This is a genomic window from Nocardia cyriacigeorgica NBRC 100375, from assembly GCF_000308555.1.
Classification (GTDB): Bacteria; Actinomycetota; Actinomycetes; order Mycobacteriales; family Mycobacteriaceae; genus Nocardia; species Nocardia cyriacigeorgica.
Genome location: NZ_BAFY01000200.1, coordinates 22144 through 38530, shown reverse-complemented (window position 1 = coordinate 38530; position 16387 = coordinate 22144). Strand labels below are relative to the sequence as shown.

The window sequence follows — 16387 nt, the reverse complement described above, 5'->3', positions numbered from 1 at the left end:
GCCCTGCGGTGTGGTCGGCGGGACGGTGTGGGTCCCCGGCGGCGCCGCTTCGGGGGTGGTGGTCGCCGTGGTGGTGTCCACCGCCGTCATGTCCGGGCCCATCTCGATCGGGGCGCTGCCCGGCGGGATCAGTTCGGGGGAGATGGTGACCGGAGCCGGAGTGCCGCCGGTGCGGTAGGCCGCCGACCAGCTCAGCACATTGGCCGCGTACGACATCGAGTTGTTGTAGCGCAGCACCGCGCGCAGTTCCTGGGCCGGATCGCGCAGGTTCAGCCCGCCGGAGCAGAGGTATTTCCCCGCGGCCAGGGTGGCGTCGAAGACGTTGTGCGGGTCGGAGACTCCGTCGCCGTTGCCGTCGGCGGCATACAGGCTCCAGGTGCCGGGCAGGAACTGCATCGGGCCGATGGCGCGAACGTAGCCGCCGTCGGCGGCCTTGATGATCTCGTTGCCGGGCAGGGTGCCGTCCAGCGCCGGACCGAAGATGGGGGTCACCGAGGTGCCGGCGGCATCGGTGCGGCCGTTGCCCGCGTGGCCGGATTCGATCCGGCCGATGCCGGCGAGCAGATTCCAGGACAGCCCGCAGCCAGGCATCGTCGACTCGAGGGCCAGCTCGGCATTGCGGTAGGCGGCGAGCACCACCTCGGGGATGCCGAGGGTGCCGCCGCCGACAGGTAGCGAGATGCTCTGTAGTGGCACCGTGCCACCGAACGGCGGCGGCGCGCCGTCGGCGGGCGGAGTCATCGCGCGCAGCTTGCGCGGCGGCTCGGGAGCCACGGGGAGCAGCCCGATCGTCTGGGACAGCTTCGAGGACGTGTCGTCGCCGACGGTGTCGGTACTGCGCGAGGACGCCGCGAGCAGGGCTTCCGGTGCCTTCGGCGGGGTGGTGGAGGTGGTGGTGTGGGTGGCGGATCCGGTAGCGACCAAGCCGGCTACGACGAGTGCCGAGACGGTTATCGGGGCAGATATTCGCATTCGGCCGCACCAATCCTCTACGTCGCGGGAGGCGACCGTCCCGGACATCCGGGCCGGGTCGCTCTGGACAACGTGATCCAGGTTACCCATCGGTCAGAAGGCTGTTGTGTATTTCCGGTCAATCATCGGCGGCGGGAGGTGAAACCGGGGCTGTGCCCTGCTTTCTACCGGAGCTTTTCTTGCGCGTGACCTTTCCGGCCTTGTCTGAGCGAGGCTCGTGCTCCGGCAGCGTCGCCTCGGCGAGTCGGTCGAGCACCTCACGCATCTCGTCGAGTTCCCGGCGCAAGTAGTCACGGGTGGCGACCTCGCCGACGGCCAGACGTAGCGCGGCCAGCTCGCGGGCCAGGAATTCGGTATCGGCCTTGGTCTGCGCGGCCCGCATCCGGTCTTCTTCGAGCGAGACGCGGTCGCGGTTGTCCTGCCGGTTCTGCGCCAGCAGGATCAGCGGGGCGGCATAGGCGGCCTGGGTGGAAAAGGCCAGGTTGAGCAGGATGAACGGGTACGGATCCCAGCGCAGCGTCACCACGAAGACGTTGAGCAGGATCCAGACGACCACGATTACCGTCTGGATCGCGAGATAACGGCCGGTGCCGAGGAAACGCGCGACCCGCTCGCTGGTGCGCGCCAGCGCCTCGGCATCCCAATCGAACCGGAATCGCGAGCCGACCGGCGTCTCCAGCCGCTGCCTGGCCGGGTTCACGGCGCGTCCGAGGGGAGTCTTGTCAGTCACGGCCGGTCACCCCTTCGTGTAGCTCCTCGTCTTCGCGCCAGTCCTCCGGCAGCAGGTGATCGAGGACGTCGTCGACGGTGACGGCGCCGAGCAGATGATTCTCCTCGTCCACCACCGGCCCGCAGACCAGGTTGTAGGTGGCGAAGTAGCGGGTGACCGCGGCCAGCGGAGCGTCCGGCCGCAGGGTGGCCAGATCGGTATCGAGCAGCCCGCCGACCAGATGTGCCGGCGGCTCGCGCAGCAACTGTTGCAGATGGACACAGCCCATATAGCGGCCGGTCGGAGTGGAGGTCGGCGGCCGCACCACGAACACCATCGAGGCCAGCGCCGGGGTCAGATCCGGATTGCGCACCCGGGCCAGCGCCTCGGCCACCGTGGTGGCCGGGGTCAGCACCACCGGCCGCGGTGTCATCAGACCGCCCGCGGTATCCGGGGAGTGGGCGAGCAGCCTGCGCACCGGCTCGGATTCCTCCGGGTCCATCAACGCCAGCAGCGATTCGGCCTCGTTCTCGGGTAGCTCGCCGAGCAGGTCGGCGGCATCGTCGGGGTCCATCGCCTCGAGCACGTCGGCGGCCCGGCGCACCTCGAGATGGCCGAGCAGATCGACCTGATCGTCATCGGGCAGTTCCTGGACGACGTCGGCGAGGCGTTCGTCGTCCAACGCGATCGCCACCTCGACGCGGCGCTTCTCCGGCAGTTCCCGCAGCAGATGCGCGACGTCGGCGGCGCGCAACCCCTCGAACTGTTCGAGCAGGCTGGTGACCTCCTGCCCCGGCCTGCCGATCTCGTAGGGTGTCAGCCCGCTGACGTGCTGCCAGTCCACCACGTGCACCGTGCGCCTGCGCCCCAGCCGCCGATGCCCGCGCACCGCGACCCTGGACACCCGCCAATCCCTGGTCCTGGTCTGTTCCAGGCCGAGATCGACCACGAACACATCAACCCCGGCCAGATCGGGCAGGTCCGGGTCGTGCACGCGCACCGCCGAATCCACGATCTGCGCCAATGCCAGCAGTTCGCCGGGCCGCTGGGCGAAGCGGCGCAGGCTGACGGTGCCGGTATTGAGGGTGACATTGCCCGGCTCGATCGAGGTCACCCGCAGCATCGGCACGAAGATCCGCCGCCTGGTCGGCAATTCGACGACCAGGCCGTGAACCCGCGGCTGCTGGCGGTCGTAGCGGACTGCCACGACCACGTCGCGGATGCGGCCGATAGACTCGCCGTCCGGTCCCAGCACCGCCAGGCCGGCCAGCCTGGCGACGTAGACCCTGGTAGCTGCCATGACTGCCAGACTAATGACACTGCGGGCCGAATTCGGCCGACGACAGGAGTGTTGATGAAGCCACGCCGTTCCGTTCTGGCGGTGCCGGGCAGCAACCCGAAGATGATCGAGAAGGCCAAGGGCCTGCCGGTCGACGAGGTGTTCCTGGATCTGGAAGACGCCGTCGCCCCGCCCGCCAAGGCGGCCGCTCGCGCCAATATCATTGCCGCGCTCAATGATTCCGGCTGGGGCTCGCAGCTGCGGGTGGTGCGGGTGAACGACTGGACCACGCCGTGGACCTACCAGGACGTGATCAGCGTGGTCGACGGCGCGGGCACCGCTATCGATGCGATTCTGCTGCCCAAGGTGACCGACGCCGGTCAGGTACGGGCACTGGATCTGTTGCTGAGCCAACTGGAGCAGACCAACGGGCTCGAGCAGGGCCGTATCGGGATCGAACCGCAGCTGGAGAACGCACTCGGGCTGCGCAATATCGACGAGATCGCCACCGCGAGTCCGCGCGTGCAGGCCCTGGTGTTCGGTCCGGCCGATTTCATGGCCAGTATCAATATGCGCACCCTGGTGGTGGGTGAGCAGCCGGAGGGCTACGACACCGGCGACGCCTACCACCACATCCTGATGACGATCCTGCTGACCGCCCGCGCGCACGGCCTCCAGGCCATCGACGGGCCGTACCTGCAGGTGCGCGATGTCGACGGTTTCCGCCGCGCCGCCGCCCGCACCGCCGCGCTCGGATTCGACGGCAAATGGGTGTTGCATCCGGGCCAGGTCGAGGCGTGCAACGAGATCTTCAGTCCGCGCCAGGCCGACTACGACCGCGCCGAATTGATCCTGGAGGCCTACGCCTTCCACACCTCCACCGAGGGCGGGGCCCGCGGTGCCGTCATGCTCGGCGACGAGATGATCGACGAGGCCAGCGCCAAGATGGCGCAGGTGATCGCCGACAAGGGCCGGGCCGCGGGCATGTCTCGCACCACCCGTTTCACCCCACCGGAAAAGTGACGCGCGGTATATAGCACGGCACGGGGCCCGATGGAATAGCAGAATGGACCTATGACGAATCCCTTGGGGAACGCGAATCGCGGCAGGCAGGGTCTGCCGACGCCGCCGTCGGGCTGGCCGGTGGGGTCGTATCCGACCTACGCCGAGGCGCAGCGCGCCGTCGACTACCTGGCCGACAACCAGTTCCCGGTGCAGGACGTGACGATCGTCGGCGTCGATCTCATGCAGGTCGAGCGGGTGCTCTACCGCCTCAATTGGGGCAAGGTCATCGGCGGGGGTGTGGTCTCGGGTGCGTGGCTCGGCCTGTTCCTCGGCCTGCTGCTGAGCCTGTTCACCACCGGCGGGGCGCTCGGCCCGCTGCTGGTCGGTCTGGTCGGCGGCATCATCTTCGGTGTCATCTCCACCTCCATCCCGTATGCGGCGACCAAGGGCCAGCGCGATTTCGCGTCCACCATGCAGTTGGTCGCCGGCCGATACGACGTGCTGTGCGATCCCAAGACAGCCGAGCAGGCCAGGGACATGCTCGCGCGGCTGGCGATCTGACCGCATGGATGTAGTGAATACGGTGCGCGCCGGCGTGCTGAAACATTTCGGCGTCGACGCCGCCGCGGTGGATGCCGCCTCGGTGACCTTCCTCGGGCTCGAACCGATCGAGATCCTGCGCATCGTGCCCGGTGACGACTTCGTGCACTACGCCACGCTCGGCGGTTCCCGTCACCCGATGGGCGATCCATCCGAGCTGCTGGCCGACCCGGTGAAAGGCCCACGCGCGGAACTGATCCTCACCCTGCGCGCGGGCCTCGGCGCGAGTTCGGGCCTGGCCCGCACCCTCGGCGTCCTCGCCGCCGCACCCGCGGTGGAAGGTGTTGTGCTGCAAGAGGACGCGTTGCTCGACCTGGGCGAGCCGATGTGGACCAATTCGCCGTTCACCGCGGTGCTCCTCGGCCCCAGCGACATCCCCGATGTTGTGCTGCCCGAACCGGCCGAGCCTGTCCGGTATCTCGACGTCGTCCCCGTGACCGCCACCGAAGCGGCCTGGGTCCGGGTGCGCGGCGCACAGGCGTTGCGGGATGCGTGGGACGAGGCGGAGATCGACGTGCGTGATCCAAATCGCGGGGCCGCGTCACTGTAGTGAGAGACCCCTTCGCTCGGAGCGCGCTGTGATGGGATTTCCGCGGACAGTCACGGATCGATCGTCGCCTTACCGGAGGGCGATCCAGGAAAGGCGTGCCTCGACGAGTCCTCTTGCCTCGTGTGCTGGAGATCCAGCCAGGGTGTCGGGGCTATTGCCTCGTGTTCACACTGTGACGGAATGCCGCGGCAGCGGGTCGGCTCTTACAGCTGAGGCTGAATTGCGTTGTCCAGCAATGTGTTCAGTACCTGCGGGTTTGACTTCGAGCTCATTTCATGATCAACTTAGACTGGCTCGAATCTGCGAGGGGGGATCACGTTGCTAGGTTCAGATATGGGCTCTGGACCTGGAATCAGACTAATCTTAGTGATTTCATTGGTCTTCGTGGTTGCTGATTTCGAATCGCGACGGTCGGGCCTCCGCATTCCAGGAGGGAAATCTGATGAGTTTTCGAAACGCATTCGCTGGTGTGATCGTCGCTGGCGCGGTCGCCGCTCCTCTGCTCGGGGCTGTTCCGGCGTCAGCCAGTCCCGCGGTTGTGAGCCACGCGGCTGTCGTTCCGTCTGGGGTCGTTACCGGGAAACCGCAATGTCCGAACTTGTCGAAGGAAGAGCAGGAAGCTGTAGACAATAAGAACGCGGGACGTCCCTATGACCAAGGTGCCTACAACAGGGCACAGCAAAAGATCAAGCAGTCTGAAAAGTAATGCGGGTCGCGGAACAAGCAGAAGCGTAGGAAGTGACAGTCGAGATGGTGGCCAGGTATCAAGCGTTTCATTTCTCTCAGGCCAACCCGAAAGGGCCCGGGCAAGGTGATGTCGCCGCATTGCTGCGGGCTGTCGCTGACACCGTGGACGAACTGGGTGAGGTGTCGGTGAGTGACGTGGTTCTCCATTCGGAGACGACAGTTGATGGTGAATGGCCATCGATCACCGTCTACTACCAGGATAAGTCACCTGCGTAGTACCGATGTGGCGGGCGAAAAATCGGAAGTGCCCGCTACAGGGCGGCTTGTTGGTCAGTTGCAATACTGCTGGTCTATGTGGTTGGTAGATCCGAGAACGCTCGGCTGGGATATCCCAGCCGAGCGTTCTCGGCGGGCGGCGGCTGGGTTGCTGAACGAGTATCCGAAGTCTCTCGGGCCTTGACGCTGAGATCAACCGTGGCCGAGTCCGCGCGACCGATACGTTTTTTCTCACCGCGCCGAGGCGGCGTCGGCAGGCTTGGCGTGAATGCGTCGCGCGACGCATGGTTCTGCAGTGTGGGGTTGGCCTCGATGTGGCGGTGATCTCGACCGTGAGTGCCATCATCTCGGATAGGGTCACCTGTCCGTGATCTTCATTGCGGCGACAAGTTCCGCGACAGACATGTCGACGGTCACCAGTTCATCGATGAGGTCGTAGGCCTCGGCGGTCGATAAGCTCGGCCGCTTCCGCTGGCAGCGCAGCATCATTCGACAGGCGATCCAGCCAGTGGCTTTGTTGCCTCGGACGAATGGGCGGGTCCGCACGACCGAATGCAGAACGGCGGCGGCCTTCTCCTCGATGGTCGGATAGGCGTCTTGGCCTGCGAGCACCGCGTCCGGCCGAGTGGCCGCAGCGGCCAGTAGACCGGCGTCGCGAATCTCCGCCGAATCGCCCAACACCACCGAATTGATCATGATGAGGACGTTCGGCGTCACTCGTCCCCCAGCATCGCGAGCAATTCTGCGTCTTCGGCCATGATTTCCTGAATGAGAACCCGGCTGCGTGCCCGCTGTGCCTGCGCCTCGACCCACGCTTGCGCTGCTTGCACCAGAGCCGAATTGATCGAGATGTGGTCTGCCTCCGCAGCGGCGCTGAGCTTCTGATGAATTTCGTCGGGTAGTCGCACGCTGATGGTCGTCATACCAAAATGATACCAACCGCCCCCCTGTGGCGTTGCCCTTCGGTAAACGGAGAAGGCGCCTGCTCCGTTCGGAACAGGCGCCCCTCAATGCTGCAATGGGATCGCTACTACGCCACGCCCTCGGCGCGGGCGGCGGCGGCGACGGCCTCGGCGACGGCCGGAGCCACGCGCGGATCCAGCGGGCTCGGCACGATCTTGTCGACTGCCAGTTCGTCGGAGACGACGGCGAGGATGGCGTCGGCGGCGGCGATCTTCATGCCCTCGGTGATCCGGCGCGCGCCCGCGTCCAGGGCGCCCTTGAAGACGCCGGGGAAGGCGAGCACGTTGTTGATCTGGTTCGGGAAGTCGCTGCGGCCGGTGGCCACGATCGAGGCGTACTTGGCGGCGACGTCGGGGTGGATCTCCGGATCCGGGTTGGACATGGCGAACACGATCGACTCCGGGGCCATCGAGGCGATCAGCTCTTCGCCGATCTTGCCCGCGGACAGGCCGAGGAACACATCGGCGCCGGCCAGCGCGTCGGCGGCGCTGCCGGTCAGGCCGCGCGGGTTGGTGCGCTGGGCGAGATCGGCCTTGACGTCGTTGAGGTCGCTGCGGTCGCGGCTGACGATGCCCTTGGAGTCGAGCACGGTGACGTCGGCGACGCCCGCGGCGAGCAGGATGTTGGTGCAGGCCACGCCCGCGGCGCCGGCGCCGGACACCACCACCTTCAGGCCGGAGGTGCTGCGGCCCTGCACCTTGGCCGCGCCGTTGAGGGCGGCCAGTACCACGATGGCGGTGCCGTGCTGGTCGTCGTGCATGACGGGGCAGTCCAGCGCCTCGATGACCCGCTTTTCGATCTCGAAGCAGCGCGGCGCGGAGATGTCTTCCAGGTTGACCGCGCCGAAGCTCGGGCGCAGCCGGATCAGGGTCTCGACGATCTCGTCGACGTCCTTGGTGTCGAGCACGATCGGAATCGAGTCCAGCCCGGCGAACTTCTTGAACAGCGCGGCCTTGCCCTCCATCACCGGCAGCGACGCGCGCGGGCCGATGTCACCGAGGCCGAGCACCGCGGTGCCGTCGCTGACGACGACGACCAGCCGGTCGGTCCAGGTGTAGCGCTTGGCGAGCGATTCGTCCTCTGCGATGGCGCGGCTGACCTGCGCGACACCGGGGGTGTAAGCGATCGACAGGTCGCGCTGGGTTTCCAGTGGCGCACTCAGCTCTACCGAGAGCTTGCCGCCGAGGTGGCCCGCGAAGATCTCCTCGTGGGTGATCGCCGCGAGGTCGGCGGCGGCATTCTTGCTGGCAGTGGCGTTCGGTGCGTCAGTCACAGATGACACGATTTCACTCCTGCTGGGATCGGTCACAACCGGGGGACGGTTACCGTCGGGTTTTTTGGTACTAGGTGCTTCGTATCGCTCATCGGGTGCGCTGACCGGTACGTTTCGACTTTTCGACAGCCCTGTCGACGTGGCGCGGCACTGATCCGTGGAGCGGAAGCCGGACGGGTGGGCCCGGACAGATCATGCGGTTCGATCCTCGGGACACGACGGTGCGTCGTGAGGCGGTGATCACCGTGATTCCCGTACCCGGCGGTGGCGTGGGTCGGGGATCCGCAACATTCTGCCAGCCTGCCCGACCACTTGCCAAACCGGTGGGTCCAGTCGTGATCGTGCACCATCATCCGAGGGTATGCCGCCGGAATTACCCCGACGTAAGCGGAAACTCGCTCCGGCCGGACCCGATGCCGTGAGCTGTCCTATGTCGGGGCCGGTCTCGCGGTGAGAAGTACGGCCTCGGCCGATCTCCGGCGTGCCGGTACGCCGGACCGTCAGCTGGAGCCGGGCGCGGCCGGGTCGAAGCCGGAGGTCCGCCGGCGGGTGAGTCCGGGGCGAGCCGGACGCCCGGATTCGCCGGCCTGCATCGGCGCGGCCGTCTGCTCGTGGATCGGATTGCGCGCCGTCTTGCGCACCGAGACGGTATCGAGTCCGCCCGAGCGCAGGCGCACCCGCCATCCGGCGTCGGTCTGGGGAAAGTCGGTTCGCCGGTGGATGCCGCGGCTCTCGGTCCTGGCCAGCGCGCTGTATTTCGTCCAGCGCGCGACCGCCAGCATGGCAGCGGCCTCCCTGGCGCGCAGCCGTTCGGCGCCGGTGCCGCCGAGGTCGAAGAGCGCGCCGGGCCACATCGCGTCGAGTTCGGCGATGCTGTCGCGCAGGCTGCCCGCGCTGCGCCGGTAGCTGCGCCGCAGCGGCAGGGTGTGTTCCTGTACCAGGCCGATCACCGCGCGCGGGTCGATCCGGGCGACCGGGCTCAGACCCGCCGCGGGTCCCGGTCCGGCGGGTGCGAGCGCGCGCCGGTCCGGCACCGGTCGTCCGCGGGCGAATCGTGCGGCGCCGGCGCCCGACCAGGTGCCCGAGGCGACCGCCCAGCTGCCGCCGAAACCACTGACCGCACCGGTGACGGCTTCGCGGCTGGTGACATCGCCCGCCGCGAACAGCCCGGGGATGGTGGTGGCGCAGTCCGGGCCGATCAGATGCAGGCCGCCGGTGCCGCGCACGGTGCCCTCGAGGACCGCGCGCAGTGCGATCCCTTTCTCCGGGTCGATGATGCCGTGGCGACGCAGGCGTCGGCGTTGTCCGGGCGATAGCCCCGCGGGGATCCCGTAGACCCGGCGACCTTCGGCGAGCGCGGTGAAGGCGGCGCCGCGATGTCCTTCGATGACGGCGCCGGTCTCGTCGTGCAGTTCGGCGAAGGTCAACCCGCGATCGGCCGCGCTCACCGACGTGGCAGGGGCGAGACCGTACGCGCTGGAGAATTCCATTCCCGACAGCTCGGCCCCGGCTTCGACGGCCAACAGCAGCCCGTCACCGGTATCGACGTCGGTGCCGGCGCGCCCGGACCTGAACGCGCATCCGCCGGTGGCGACCACCACCGCCGACGCGCGTACCGCCCAGGGCCGGAACGTGTTGTGCCGCTGCATCCCCGCGGCGCCGGAGACGATCCCCTCGCTGTCGACCAGCAGCTGAGTGGCCGGATGATGGTCGAGCACACGCACACCGGCTTCGACCGCGGCACGGCGCAGGCGGCGCAGATACCCGGCGCCGTCGAGCCAGATCCGTCCGGCCCGCGACCCGCCCGAGAACCGATGGCCCCGGTCGGCGAGTCGAGTGAGGCGCTCATGCGTTTCGGCGAGCACTCGGTGAATGGTTTCCGGATCGCCGAGCCAGCCGCCGTGACCGAGGACGCGCCGCACCGTTTCGGCGCGGGCCGGGCCGGGCGCGATATTCCACAGCGAGGTGAGGCCGACGGCGCTCGGCCCGGCAGCACCGCAACGCGCCTTGTCGGCGAGGGTCACGCGCGCACCGGCCGCGGCGGCGGAGAGGGCCGCCCAGATCCCGGCGGGACCACCGCCGAGAATCAGAACGTCGGTTTCCCACTCACTCACGAGATCAAATATTCGGCCACATTTCACCCGCCCGCAACCGATTCCGCGGTATCAGCTCCACCACTGTGTCCACAGCAACACACCGGCCGTGGCGAAAACGACCAGCGACCCGGAAAACGCGGCCAAACCCTTATGCCGATCCGAATACACCTGCGCCGCAACGACGATCGCCGCGGACACCACATGCCAGACCACCGATTCACCGCCCGGCCCCGGAAAGCCGCGGCGCGCACCGATGATCGCCGCGGCCACCACCACGACGGCGAGCGCGAAGGTGCCCGCGGCGATCAGGCCGCTGATTCCGCGCGCGAGCTTCACGAGCCGATCACCGGCACCCCGGTGGCCTTTCCGACCAGAACCTCGAGCTGGTCGGGATCGGTGGTGAATTCACCGAGCCGGATGGTCTTGTTGCTGCCGTGGTAGTCCGAGGAGCCGGTGGTGAGCAGCCCCAGTTCGGCGGACAGCTCGGTCAGCAGGGCGCGATCGGCCGCGCTGTGATCGGGGTGATCGACCTCGAGGCCGCCGAGGCCGAGCTCGGCGAGTTCGCGAATATCGTCGATCGCCAGCAGCCTGCCCCGCTTGCGGGCCCTGGTGTGTGCGAGCACGCTGACCCCGCCCGCGGCGGCGATCATCTCCACCGCCCGGCGCAGCGGGGTGTCGGCTTTCTCGGCGTAGTAGCGCCCGTGCGGCGCGAGCAGATCGGCGAAGGCGGCGTCGACGGTGGGCACCACGCCCGCGGCGACCAGCGCCCTGGCCAGATGCGGCCGCCCCGCCGACGGGCCCGCCGAGGCCAGCACCTCGTCCGGGTCGACCGGCAATCCGTCGGCGGCCATCCGCTCGGCCATCGCGCGCAGCCGTTCGACCCGCTCGGCCCGCAGCCGTTCGCGTTCGTCGGCGAAACCCCGGTCGGACGGGTCGAACAGGTAGGCGAGCAGGTGGACCGGCACGGGCCAGCCGTCCTCACCGAGACCGACGCACGACATCTCCATGCCGCGGATCAGGGTCAACCCGTCGGGCCGCGCGTCCACGGCCTCGGCCCAGCCCGCGGTCGTATCGTGATCGGTGATCGCGACGACGTCGAGGCCGGCCGCCGCCGCGTTCCGCACCAGCTCGGCCGGGGTGTCGGTGCCGTCGGACGCGGTCGAATGGGTATGCAGGTCGATGCGCACGCCCTCCAGTGTGTCAGTGCGTGATCGGCGGGCTGTGCCCATGCCCGGCCGGTGCGCCGTGCACGGGCCGCCGCGGACGTAGCATCGACCGGTGCCATCGATTCCGCCGCTGCCGTATTTCCGGGGTCCGGCGAAGACACCGGCCCCGCTGCCGCGCATCCCGGTGCCGACGGCCCGGGCGATCGTGGACTGCGCCGTCTACGTCGACGGGGTGCGGCTGCCCGGACGTTTCACCCACGACGAGGCATTGCGGGAAGTGCGCGGCAGGGGCGAGGGTTTCGTCTGGCTCGGTGTGCACGATCCCGATGAGGCGCAGATGACCGATGTCGCGCAGACCTTCGGATTGCACGCCCTCGCCGTCGAAGACGCCGTGCACGCCCATCAGCGGCCCAAACTCGAACGCTACGACGACACCCTGGTCCTGGTGCTGCGTCCGGTGGCCTATCACGAACACGATATGAATTCGGTCAGCGAGATCGTGGAGACCGGTGAGTTGATGATTTTCACCGGCCCTGATTTCGTGGTCGCGGTGCGCCACGGCGAGCATTCCGGGTTGGCCGAGCTGCGCCGGAATCTGGAGGCCGATCCCGAGCGGTTGCGGTTGGGACCCGGAGCGGTGCTGCACGCCATCGCCGATTACGTCGTCGACAACTACCTCGAGGTGGTGCAGTCGATCGAGGACGATATCGACGAGATGGAAGAAGAGGTCTTCACCCCGCGCAGCCGGGTCGGCGTGGAATCCATCTACCAGCTCAAACGTGAGGTGGTCGAGTTGCGGCGGGCGGTCAACCCGCTCGGTATTCCCTTGCAGATCCTCAGCCAGAACACCGATCTACCGCTGCCGAAGGAGATCCGGCGGTATTTCCGCGATGTCGCCGACCATCACACCACCGTCGCCGACCGCATCGTCGATTTCGATGAATCGCTCGGCTCGCTGATCAACGCGGCGCTGGCCAAGATCGCGGTGCAGCAGAACACCGATATGCGCAAGATTTCCGCGTGGGTCGCCATCGCGGCGGTGCCGACCATGATCGCCGGCATCTACGGCATGAATTTCGAGCACATGCCGGAATTGAAGACGGTGTGGGGATATCCGGCGGTGTGGGTGCTGATTCTGTCGGTGTGCGGCAGCTTGTATGTGGTGTTCCACCGCAATCACTGGCTGTGAGTTACCGCAGCGGCCCGAGACCGGCCGGACGTGCTCGCCACAATCGGTGGGTGCCGGGCGTGGTCGCCCAGGCGGCGAACGCCAGCAGCCCGTCGAGGACCATCGCCAGTAGCGCGACCAGCACCGCACCCACCAGCACGCGGTCGTAGCGGTAGAGGCCGATGCCGTCGAAGATGTAGCGGCCGAGCCCGCCCAGATTGACGTAGGCGGCGATGGTCGCGGTCGCGACCACCTGGAGGGTCGCGCCGCGCAGACCGGTGAGCAGGATCGGCAGGGCATTCGGGACTTCCACCCGCAGCAGGATCTGGCGTTCGGTCATCCCCATCGCGCGGGAAGCGTCCACCACGTCGTCGGCGACATTGGCGACCCCGGCATAGGCCCCGGCCAGCAGCGGCGGAATACCGACGGTGATCAACGCGAACAGCGGCGGGATCAGGCCGAGGCCGAGCAGCAGCACCATGAAGGTGAGCAGGCCGAGCGTCGGCAGCGCCCGCATGGCATTGGCGAACCCGACCACCAGCGCCGAACCCCGCCAGGTGTGCCCGATGACCAGCCCCACCGGTACCGCGATCACCGCCGACAACGCCACCGCGAGGAAGCTGTACCAGAGGTGTTCGGCCACACGGCGTTCGATGCCGGTGGGTCCGCCCCAGTTCGCGCCATCGGTGAAGTAGCTCCAGGCGTCCAGGAAAAGGTTCATGCCGCGGCGCCTTTCCGGTGGGCGCGCCGGGAGTCCACGCGCAGCCACGGGGTGGCCCAGCGGCCGAGCGCGTACACCAGACGGTCGAAGATCAGCGCGAGCACCAGCGTCACGATGATGCCCGCGACGATCTCGTCCGGATAGTCACGCTGATAGCCCTGCGTGAACAGCTTGCCGAGTCCACCCGCCCCGATCAGCGCCCCCACCGACACCATGGCGATATTGGTGACCACCACGACCCGCAGGCTGGAGAAGAACACCGGGACCGCCAGCGGCATCTCGACGGTCAGCGTGCGCCGCAGCGGACCGAACCCCACCGCCTCCGCTGCGTCGACGATATGGGCGGGCACCGAGTCCAGCGCCGCGGGCACCGCGATCACCAGCAGCGCCGTCGAATACACCGCCAGCGCGATGACGACGTTGAGCGGATCGATCGTCGAGATCCCTGCCAGCGGCGGAATGATCACGAACAACGCCAGCGACGGCACCGTATACGCCAGCCCCGCCACGGTCACCGTCACCCGGCGCAACCACCGCACCCGCCGCACCAGCGCGCCGACCGGGATCGCGATGACCAGCCCGATGAGCAGCGGCAGCAGCGCGAGATACAGGTGGGTCCGGGTGAATCCCATGATGTCACCGAAGTTGTCGACGAGGTATCTCATCGGCCGGCTCGCGTCACGGCACCCGCTCCTCGTCGAGGAACGCGCGATTGCGGGCGGCGTCCTCGGCGGCGCGCTGCTCGGCCAATTGCGCCACCACCTCGGTGGCGAGGATGCCGCCGCGCACGGCGCCCGAATCGTCCACGGCCACACCGATTCCCGAGGGCGAGGAGATCGCCGCGTCCAGCGCCTGCCGCAGATCACCGGACGGGGTGAACAGCGAACCGCCCGCCGACACGCTGTCGGCCGGCGATTTGCCGGCCCGCACGGATTCCACACCGGTGATATCGATCCAACCGCCCGGCCGTCCGTCGTCGTCGGTGAGCAGCACCCATTCGCCGGCGGCCAGGCGCAGTCCGGTGATCTCGGCTTCGGTGACCGTCCGAATCTCGTGCAGCGGAACGGAATCCGCGGCCCGGAAGGACAGGCCGCGATACCCGCGATCCCGTCCGACGAAATCGGCGACGAAATCGGTGGCGGGCTGCGCCAGCACCCGCTGCGGCGGATCGTATTGCTGGAGCACGCCGCCGCGACCGAACACCGCGACCCGGTCGCCGAGAGTGATGGCCTCGTCGATGTCGTGGGTGACGAACACGATGGTCTTGTGCAATTGCGCTTGCAGCCGTTGCATTTCGACCTGCAACTCGGCGCGCACCACCGGGTCCACGGCACTGAACGGCTCATCCATCAGCAGAATCGGCGGGTCCGCGGCCAAGGCCCGCGCGACACCCACCCGCTGCTGCTGCCCGCCCGACAGCTGTGCCGGGTACCGCGAGGCCAGTCCGCGATCGAGGCCGACGCGATCGAGCACCTCCAGCGCCGCGGCGCGCGCCGCCCGGCGGGAATCGCCGCGCAGCACCGGGACAGTCGCGACATTGTCGATGACGGTGCGGTGCGGCAGCAGCCCGCCGCTCTGGATGACGTAGCCGATGCCGAGCCGCAGCTTCACCGGGTCGACGGTCGCGATATCGCGCCCGTCGATGGTGATGCTGCCCGCGGTGGGGGTGATCATCCGGTTGATCATCCGCATGGAGGTGGTCTTGCCGCACCCGGACGGCCCGACGAACACGGTGAATGTGCCGGACGGAATGTGCAGGTCGAGATCGCTGACGGCGCGGGTGCCGCCGGGATAGGTCTTGCTGACCGCTCGGAACTCGATATCGGACACCGGCGGCTATCCGATCGGCCGGTTCAGGCCCTGGGCCGCGACCCAATCCTTCGCCGCGGCGGCGGGCTCGGTCTTGGTGTCACCGGAGACCGATTCGTTGAGCGCGATCAACTGGTCGGTGGTCAGCTTGGCCGAGACCGCGTTCAGTACCGCGATCAGTGCGTCGGTGCGCTCGGCCGCGTTCACCAGTGGGATCACGTTCTGTGCTGGGAAGTTCGCCTTCGGATCCTCGAGCACCACCAGGTCGTTGGCGGCGATGGCGGGTGAGGTGGTGAAGATATTGGCCGCGGTGACCTGGCCGTCCACCAGGGCACGCACGGTGGCCGGGCCGCCACCGTCGGCGATCGGCACGAAATTGCCGGGGCTGATGTCGAGGCCGTAGTTCTGCTTCAGGCCGGGCAGCCCGACCGGACGTTCCTGGAATTCGGCGGGCGCACCGAACTTCACCTCGGCCGAATGCGGTGCCAGATCGGCGATGGTGCGCAGGTTCCATCGGTCCGCGGTCGCGCGGGTGACCACCACGGCGTCGGAATTCTGGCCGGGGGCGGGCGCGCCGAGCGCCAGATCGGTGCCGATGGCGGCGGCCAGGTCGCGATCGATATCGGCGGGCTGGGTGGCGGTGCTGTCGGGTTCCAGATATTGCAGCAGGTTGCCGGTGTATTCCGGGATGAGCGAGATGGCGCACTGGCGCAGGGCCGGGATGTAGGCCTCGCGGCTACCGATGTTCAGCTTGGTCTGCACGCTGAACCCGTTGACCCGCAACGTTTCGGCGTACACATTCGCCAATGTCTCGGACTCGGGAAAATTCGCCGAGCCGACGATGAGCGTATCGCCCTCGCAGCTGCCCTGACCTGCCAGCGGATCGGAATCGCCGCACGACGACATGATCATCGCGACGGCCAGCGCGGCGGCGGCGAACAGGAAGCGAGCGGCGGTGAGCGTCAGCCGCACGGTGGAGCGCCCCACCCGGGCGCCGTCGGGGGCGGGAGTCGGTGTCACGTAGGTCCTTCCGCAGGCCGGCAGTGCGCGATCCCGGTGCCCGGTGGCCACCGGTACATTCTCACCTGACCATAGTGCCCGCCCGACCCGCTC

The 16387-nt window shown here is 68.1% G+C and carries 18 protein-coding genes; 5 read left to right on the top strand and 13 right to left on the bottom strand.

Annotated elements, in window-relative coordinates:
* The 3 genes from RJ05_RS20265 to RJ05_RS20255 form a co-directional block, all read right to left on the bottom strand.
* Window positions 1–972, bottom strand: a 972-nt coding sequence (locus RJ05_RS20265) for a lytic transglycosylase domain-containing protein (RefSeq protein WP_051016764.1), incomplete at its 3' end; no start/stop codon positions are given.
* 118 nt (window positions 973–1090) lie between these two features.
* Window positions 1091–1702, bottom strand: coding sequence for a DUF1003 domain-containing protein (locus RJ05_RS20260; RefSeq protein ID WP_051016763.1), 612 nt, complete (start codon window positions 1700–1702; stop codon window positions 1091–1093).
* Window positions 1695–2981: a magnesium transporter MgtE N-terminal domain-containing protein gene (locus RJ05_RS20255; RefSeq protein ID WP_036539400.1), complete on the bottom strand. Its 1287-nt coding sequence runs from the start codon at window positions 2979–2981 to the stop codon at window positions 1695–1697. Before RJ05_RS20255 ends, RJ05_RS20260 begins: the two co-directional genes overlap by 8 nt.
* A 54-nt stretch (window positions 2982–3035) precedes the next feature.
* On the opposite strand from RJ05_RS20255, the gene RJ05_RS20250 reads away from it, so the two are divergent.
* The 4 genes from RJ05_RS20250 (at window position 3036) to RJ05_RS30125 (ending at window position 6078) form a co-directional block, all read left to right on the top strand.
* Window positions 3036–3983, top strand: a complete 948-nt coding sequence (locus tag RJ05_RS20250; RefSeq protein WP_036539398.1) for an HpcH/HpaI aldolase/citrate lyase family protein — start codon at window positions 3036–3038, stop codon at window positions 3981–3983.
* A 51-nt stretch (window positions 3984–4034) separates the two neighbouring features.
* The gene (locus RJ05_RS20245) at window positions 4035–4526 is read left to right on the top strand and encodes a YflT domain-containing protein (protein WP_014352664.1); all 492 of its coding nucleotides are present in this window, start codon (window positions 4035–4037) and stop codon (window positions 4524–4526) included.
* 4 nt (window positions 4527–4530) lie between these two features.
* The gene (locus tag RJ05_RS20240; RefSeq protein ID WP_174343957.1) at window positions 4531–5115 is read left to right on the top strand and encodes a suppressor of fused domain protein; all 585 of its coding nucleotides are present in this window, start codon (window positions 4531–4533) and stop codon (window positions 5113–5115) included.
* A gap of 738 nt (window positions 5116–5853) precedes the next feature.
* Window positions 5854–6078, top strand: coding sequence for a hypothetical protein (locus RJ05_RS30125; RefSeq protein ID WP_249040525.1), 225 nt, complete (start codon window positions 5854–5856; stop codon window positions 6076–6078).
* A gap of 357 nt (window positions 6079–6435) precedes the next feature.
* Here RJ05_RS30125 and RJ05_RS20230 read toward each other — a convergent pair whose 3' ends face one another.
* The 6 genes from RJ05_RS20230 to RJ05_RS20205 form a co-directional block, all read right to left on the bottom strand.
* Entirely contained in the window at window positions 6436–6795 is a 360-nt protein-coding gene (locus RJ05_RS20230; RefSeq protein ID WP_051016762.1) for a type II toxin-antitoxin system death-on-curing family toxin, read from the bottom strand.
* Entirely contained in the window at window positions 6792–7001 is a 210-nt protein-coding gene (locus tag RJ05_RS20225; RefSeq protein WP_036539391.1) for a toxin-antitoxin system HicB family antitoxin, read from the bottom strand. Before RJ05_RS20225 ends, RJ05_RS20230 begins: the two co-directional genes overlap by 4 nt.
* A gap of 107 nt (window positions 7002–7108) precedes the next feature.
* Complete coding sequence (locus RJ05_RS20220) at window positions 7109–8323, bottom strand: NAD(P)-dependent malic enzyme (RefSeq protein WP_373365073.1); 1215 nt, start codon at window positions 8321–8323, stop codon at window positions 7109–7111.
* 491 nt (window positions 8324–8814) lie between these two features.
* The gene (locus tag RJ05_RS20215; RefSeq protein ID WP_081597436.1) at window positions 8815–10428 is read right to left on the bottom strand and encodes an FAD-binding protein; all 1614 of its coding nucleotides are present in this window, start codon (window positions 10426–10428) and stop codon (window positions 8815–8817) included.
* 51 nt (window positions 10429–10479) lie between these two features.
* Window positions 10480–10746 (bottom strand): hypothetical protein, encoded by a 267-nt coding sequence (locus RJ05_RS20210; protein WP_036539387.1) that lies wholly within the window; start codon window positions 10744–10746, stop codon window positions 10480–10482.
* Window positions 10743–11597 (bottom strand): PHP domain-containing protein, encoded by an 855-nt coding sequence (locus RJ05_RS20205; RefSeq protein WP_036539386.1) that lies wholly within the window; start codon window positions 11595–11597, stop codon window positions 10743–10745. Before RJ05_RS20205 ends, RJ05_RS20210 begins: the two co-directional genes overlap by 4 nt.
* Before the next feature lie 91 nt (window positions 11598–11688).
* On the opposite strand from RJ05_RS20205, the gene RJ05_RS20200 reads away from it, so the two are divergent.
* Entirely contained in the window at window positions 11689–12765 is a 1077-nt protein-coding gene (locus RJ05_RS20200; RefSeq protein ID WP_036539385.1) for a magnesium and cobalt transport protein CorA, read from the top strand.
* A gap of 1 nt (window position 12766) precedes the next feature.
* Here the strand turns inward: RJ05_RS20200 and RJ05_RS20195 are convergent, their stop codons facing one another.
* Genes RJ05_RS20195 through RJ05_RS20180 form a run of 4 tightly spaced genes read right to left on the bottom strand, consistent with a single transcriptional unit; the run spans window position 12767 to window position 16186 of the window.
* The gene (locus RJ05_RS20195; protein WP_036539384.1) at window positions 12767–13465 is read right to left on the bottom strand and encodes an ABC transporter permease; all 699 of its coding nucleotides are present in this window, start codon (window positions 13463–13465) and stop codon (window positions 12767–12769) included.
* Window positions 13462–14130: an ABC transporter permease gene (locus RJ05_RS20190; protein WP_036539383.1), complete on the bottom strand. Its 669-nt coding sequence runs from the start codon at window positions 14128–14130 to the stop codon at window positions 13462–13464. Before RJ05_RS20190 ends, RJ05_RS20195 begins: the two co-directional genes overlap by 4 nt.
* A gap of 13 nt (window positions 14131–14143) precedes the next feature.
* On the bottom strand, window positions 14144–15295 hold the full coding sequence (locus RJ05_RS20185; RefSeq protein ID WP_036539381.1) for an ABC transporter ATP-binding protein: 1152 nt from the start codon (window positions 15293–15295) through the stop codon (window positions 14144–14146).
* A gap of 6 nt (window positions 15296–15301) precedes the next feature.
* Window positions 15302–16186, bottom strand: a complete 885-nt coding sequence (locus RJ05_RS20180; protein WP_174343959.1) for an ABC transporter substrate-binding protein — start codon at window positions 16184–16186, stop codon at window positions 15302–15304.
* Between the last annotated feature and the right edge of the window lie 201 nt (window positions 16187–16387).

What these genes read in the sequence shown, in the direction of transcription:
- RJ05_RS20255 (WP_036539400.1), bottom strand. Translation starts at nt 2,981, where the DNA reads ATGGCAGCTACCAGGGTCTACGTCGCCAGGCTGGCCGGCCTGGCGGTG.
- RJ05_RS20250 (WP_036539398.1), top strand. Translation starts at nt 3,036, where the DNA reads ATGAAGCCACGCCGTTCCGTTCTGGCGGTGCCGGGCAGCAACCCGAAG.
- RJ05_RS20245 (WP_014352664.1), top strand. Translation starts at nt 4,035, where the DNA reads ATGACGAATCCCTTGGGGAACGCGAATCGCGGCAGGCAGGGTCTGCCG.
- RJ05_RS20240 (WP_174343957.1), top strand. Translation starts at nt 4,531, where the DNA reads ATGGATGTAGTGAATACGGTGCGCGCCGGCGTGCTGAAACATTTCGGC.
- RJ05_RS20225 (WP_036539391.1), bottom strand. Translation starts at nt 7,001, where the DNA reads ATGACGACCATCAGCGTGCGACTACCCGACGAAATTCATCAGAAGCTC.
- RJ05_RS20195 (WP_036539384.1), bottom strand. Translation starts at nt 13,465, where the DNA reads ATGAACCTTTTCCTGGACGCCTGGAGCTACTTCACCGATGGCGCGAAC.
- RJ05_RS20190 (WP_036539383.1), bottom strand. Translation starts at nt 14,130, where the DNA reads ATGAGATACCTCGTCGACAACTTCGGTGACATCATGGGATTCACCCGG.
- RJ05_RS20180 (WP_174343959.1), bottom strand. Translation starts at nt 16,186, where the DNA reads ATGATCATGTCGTCGTGCGGCGATTCCGATCCGCTGGCAGGTCAGGGC.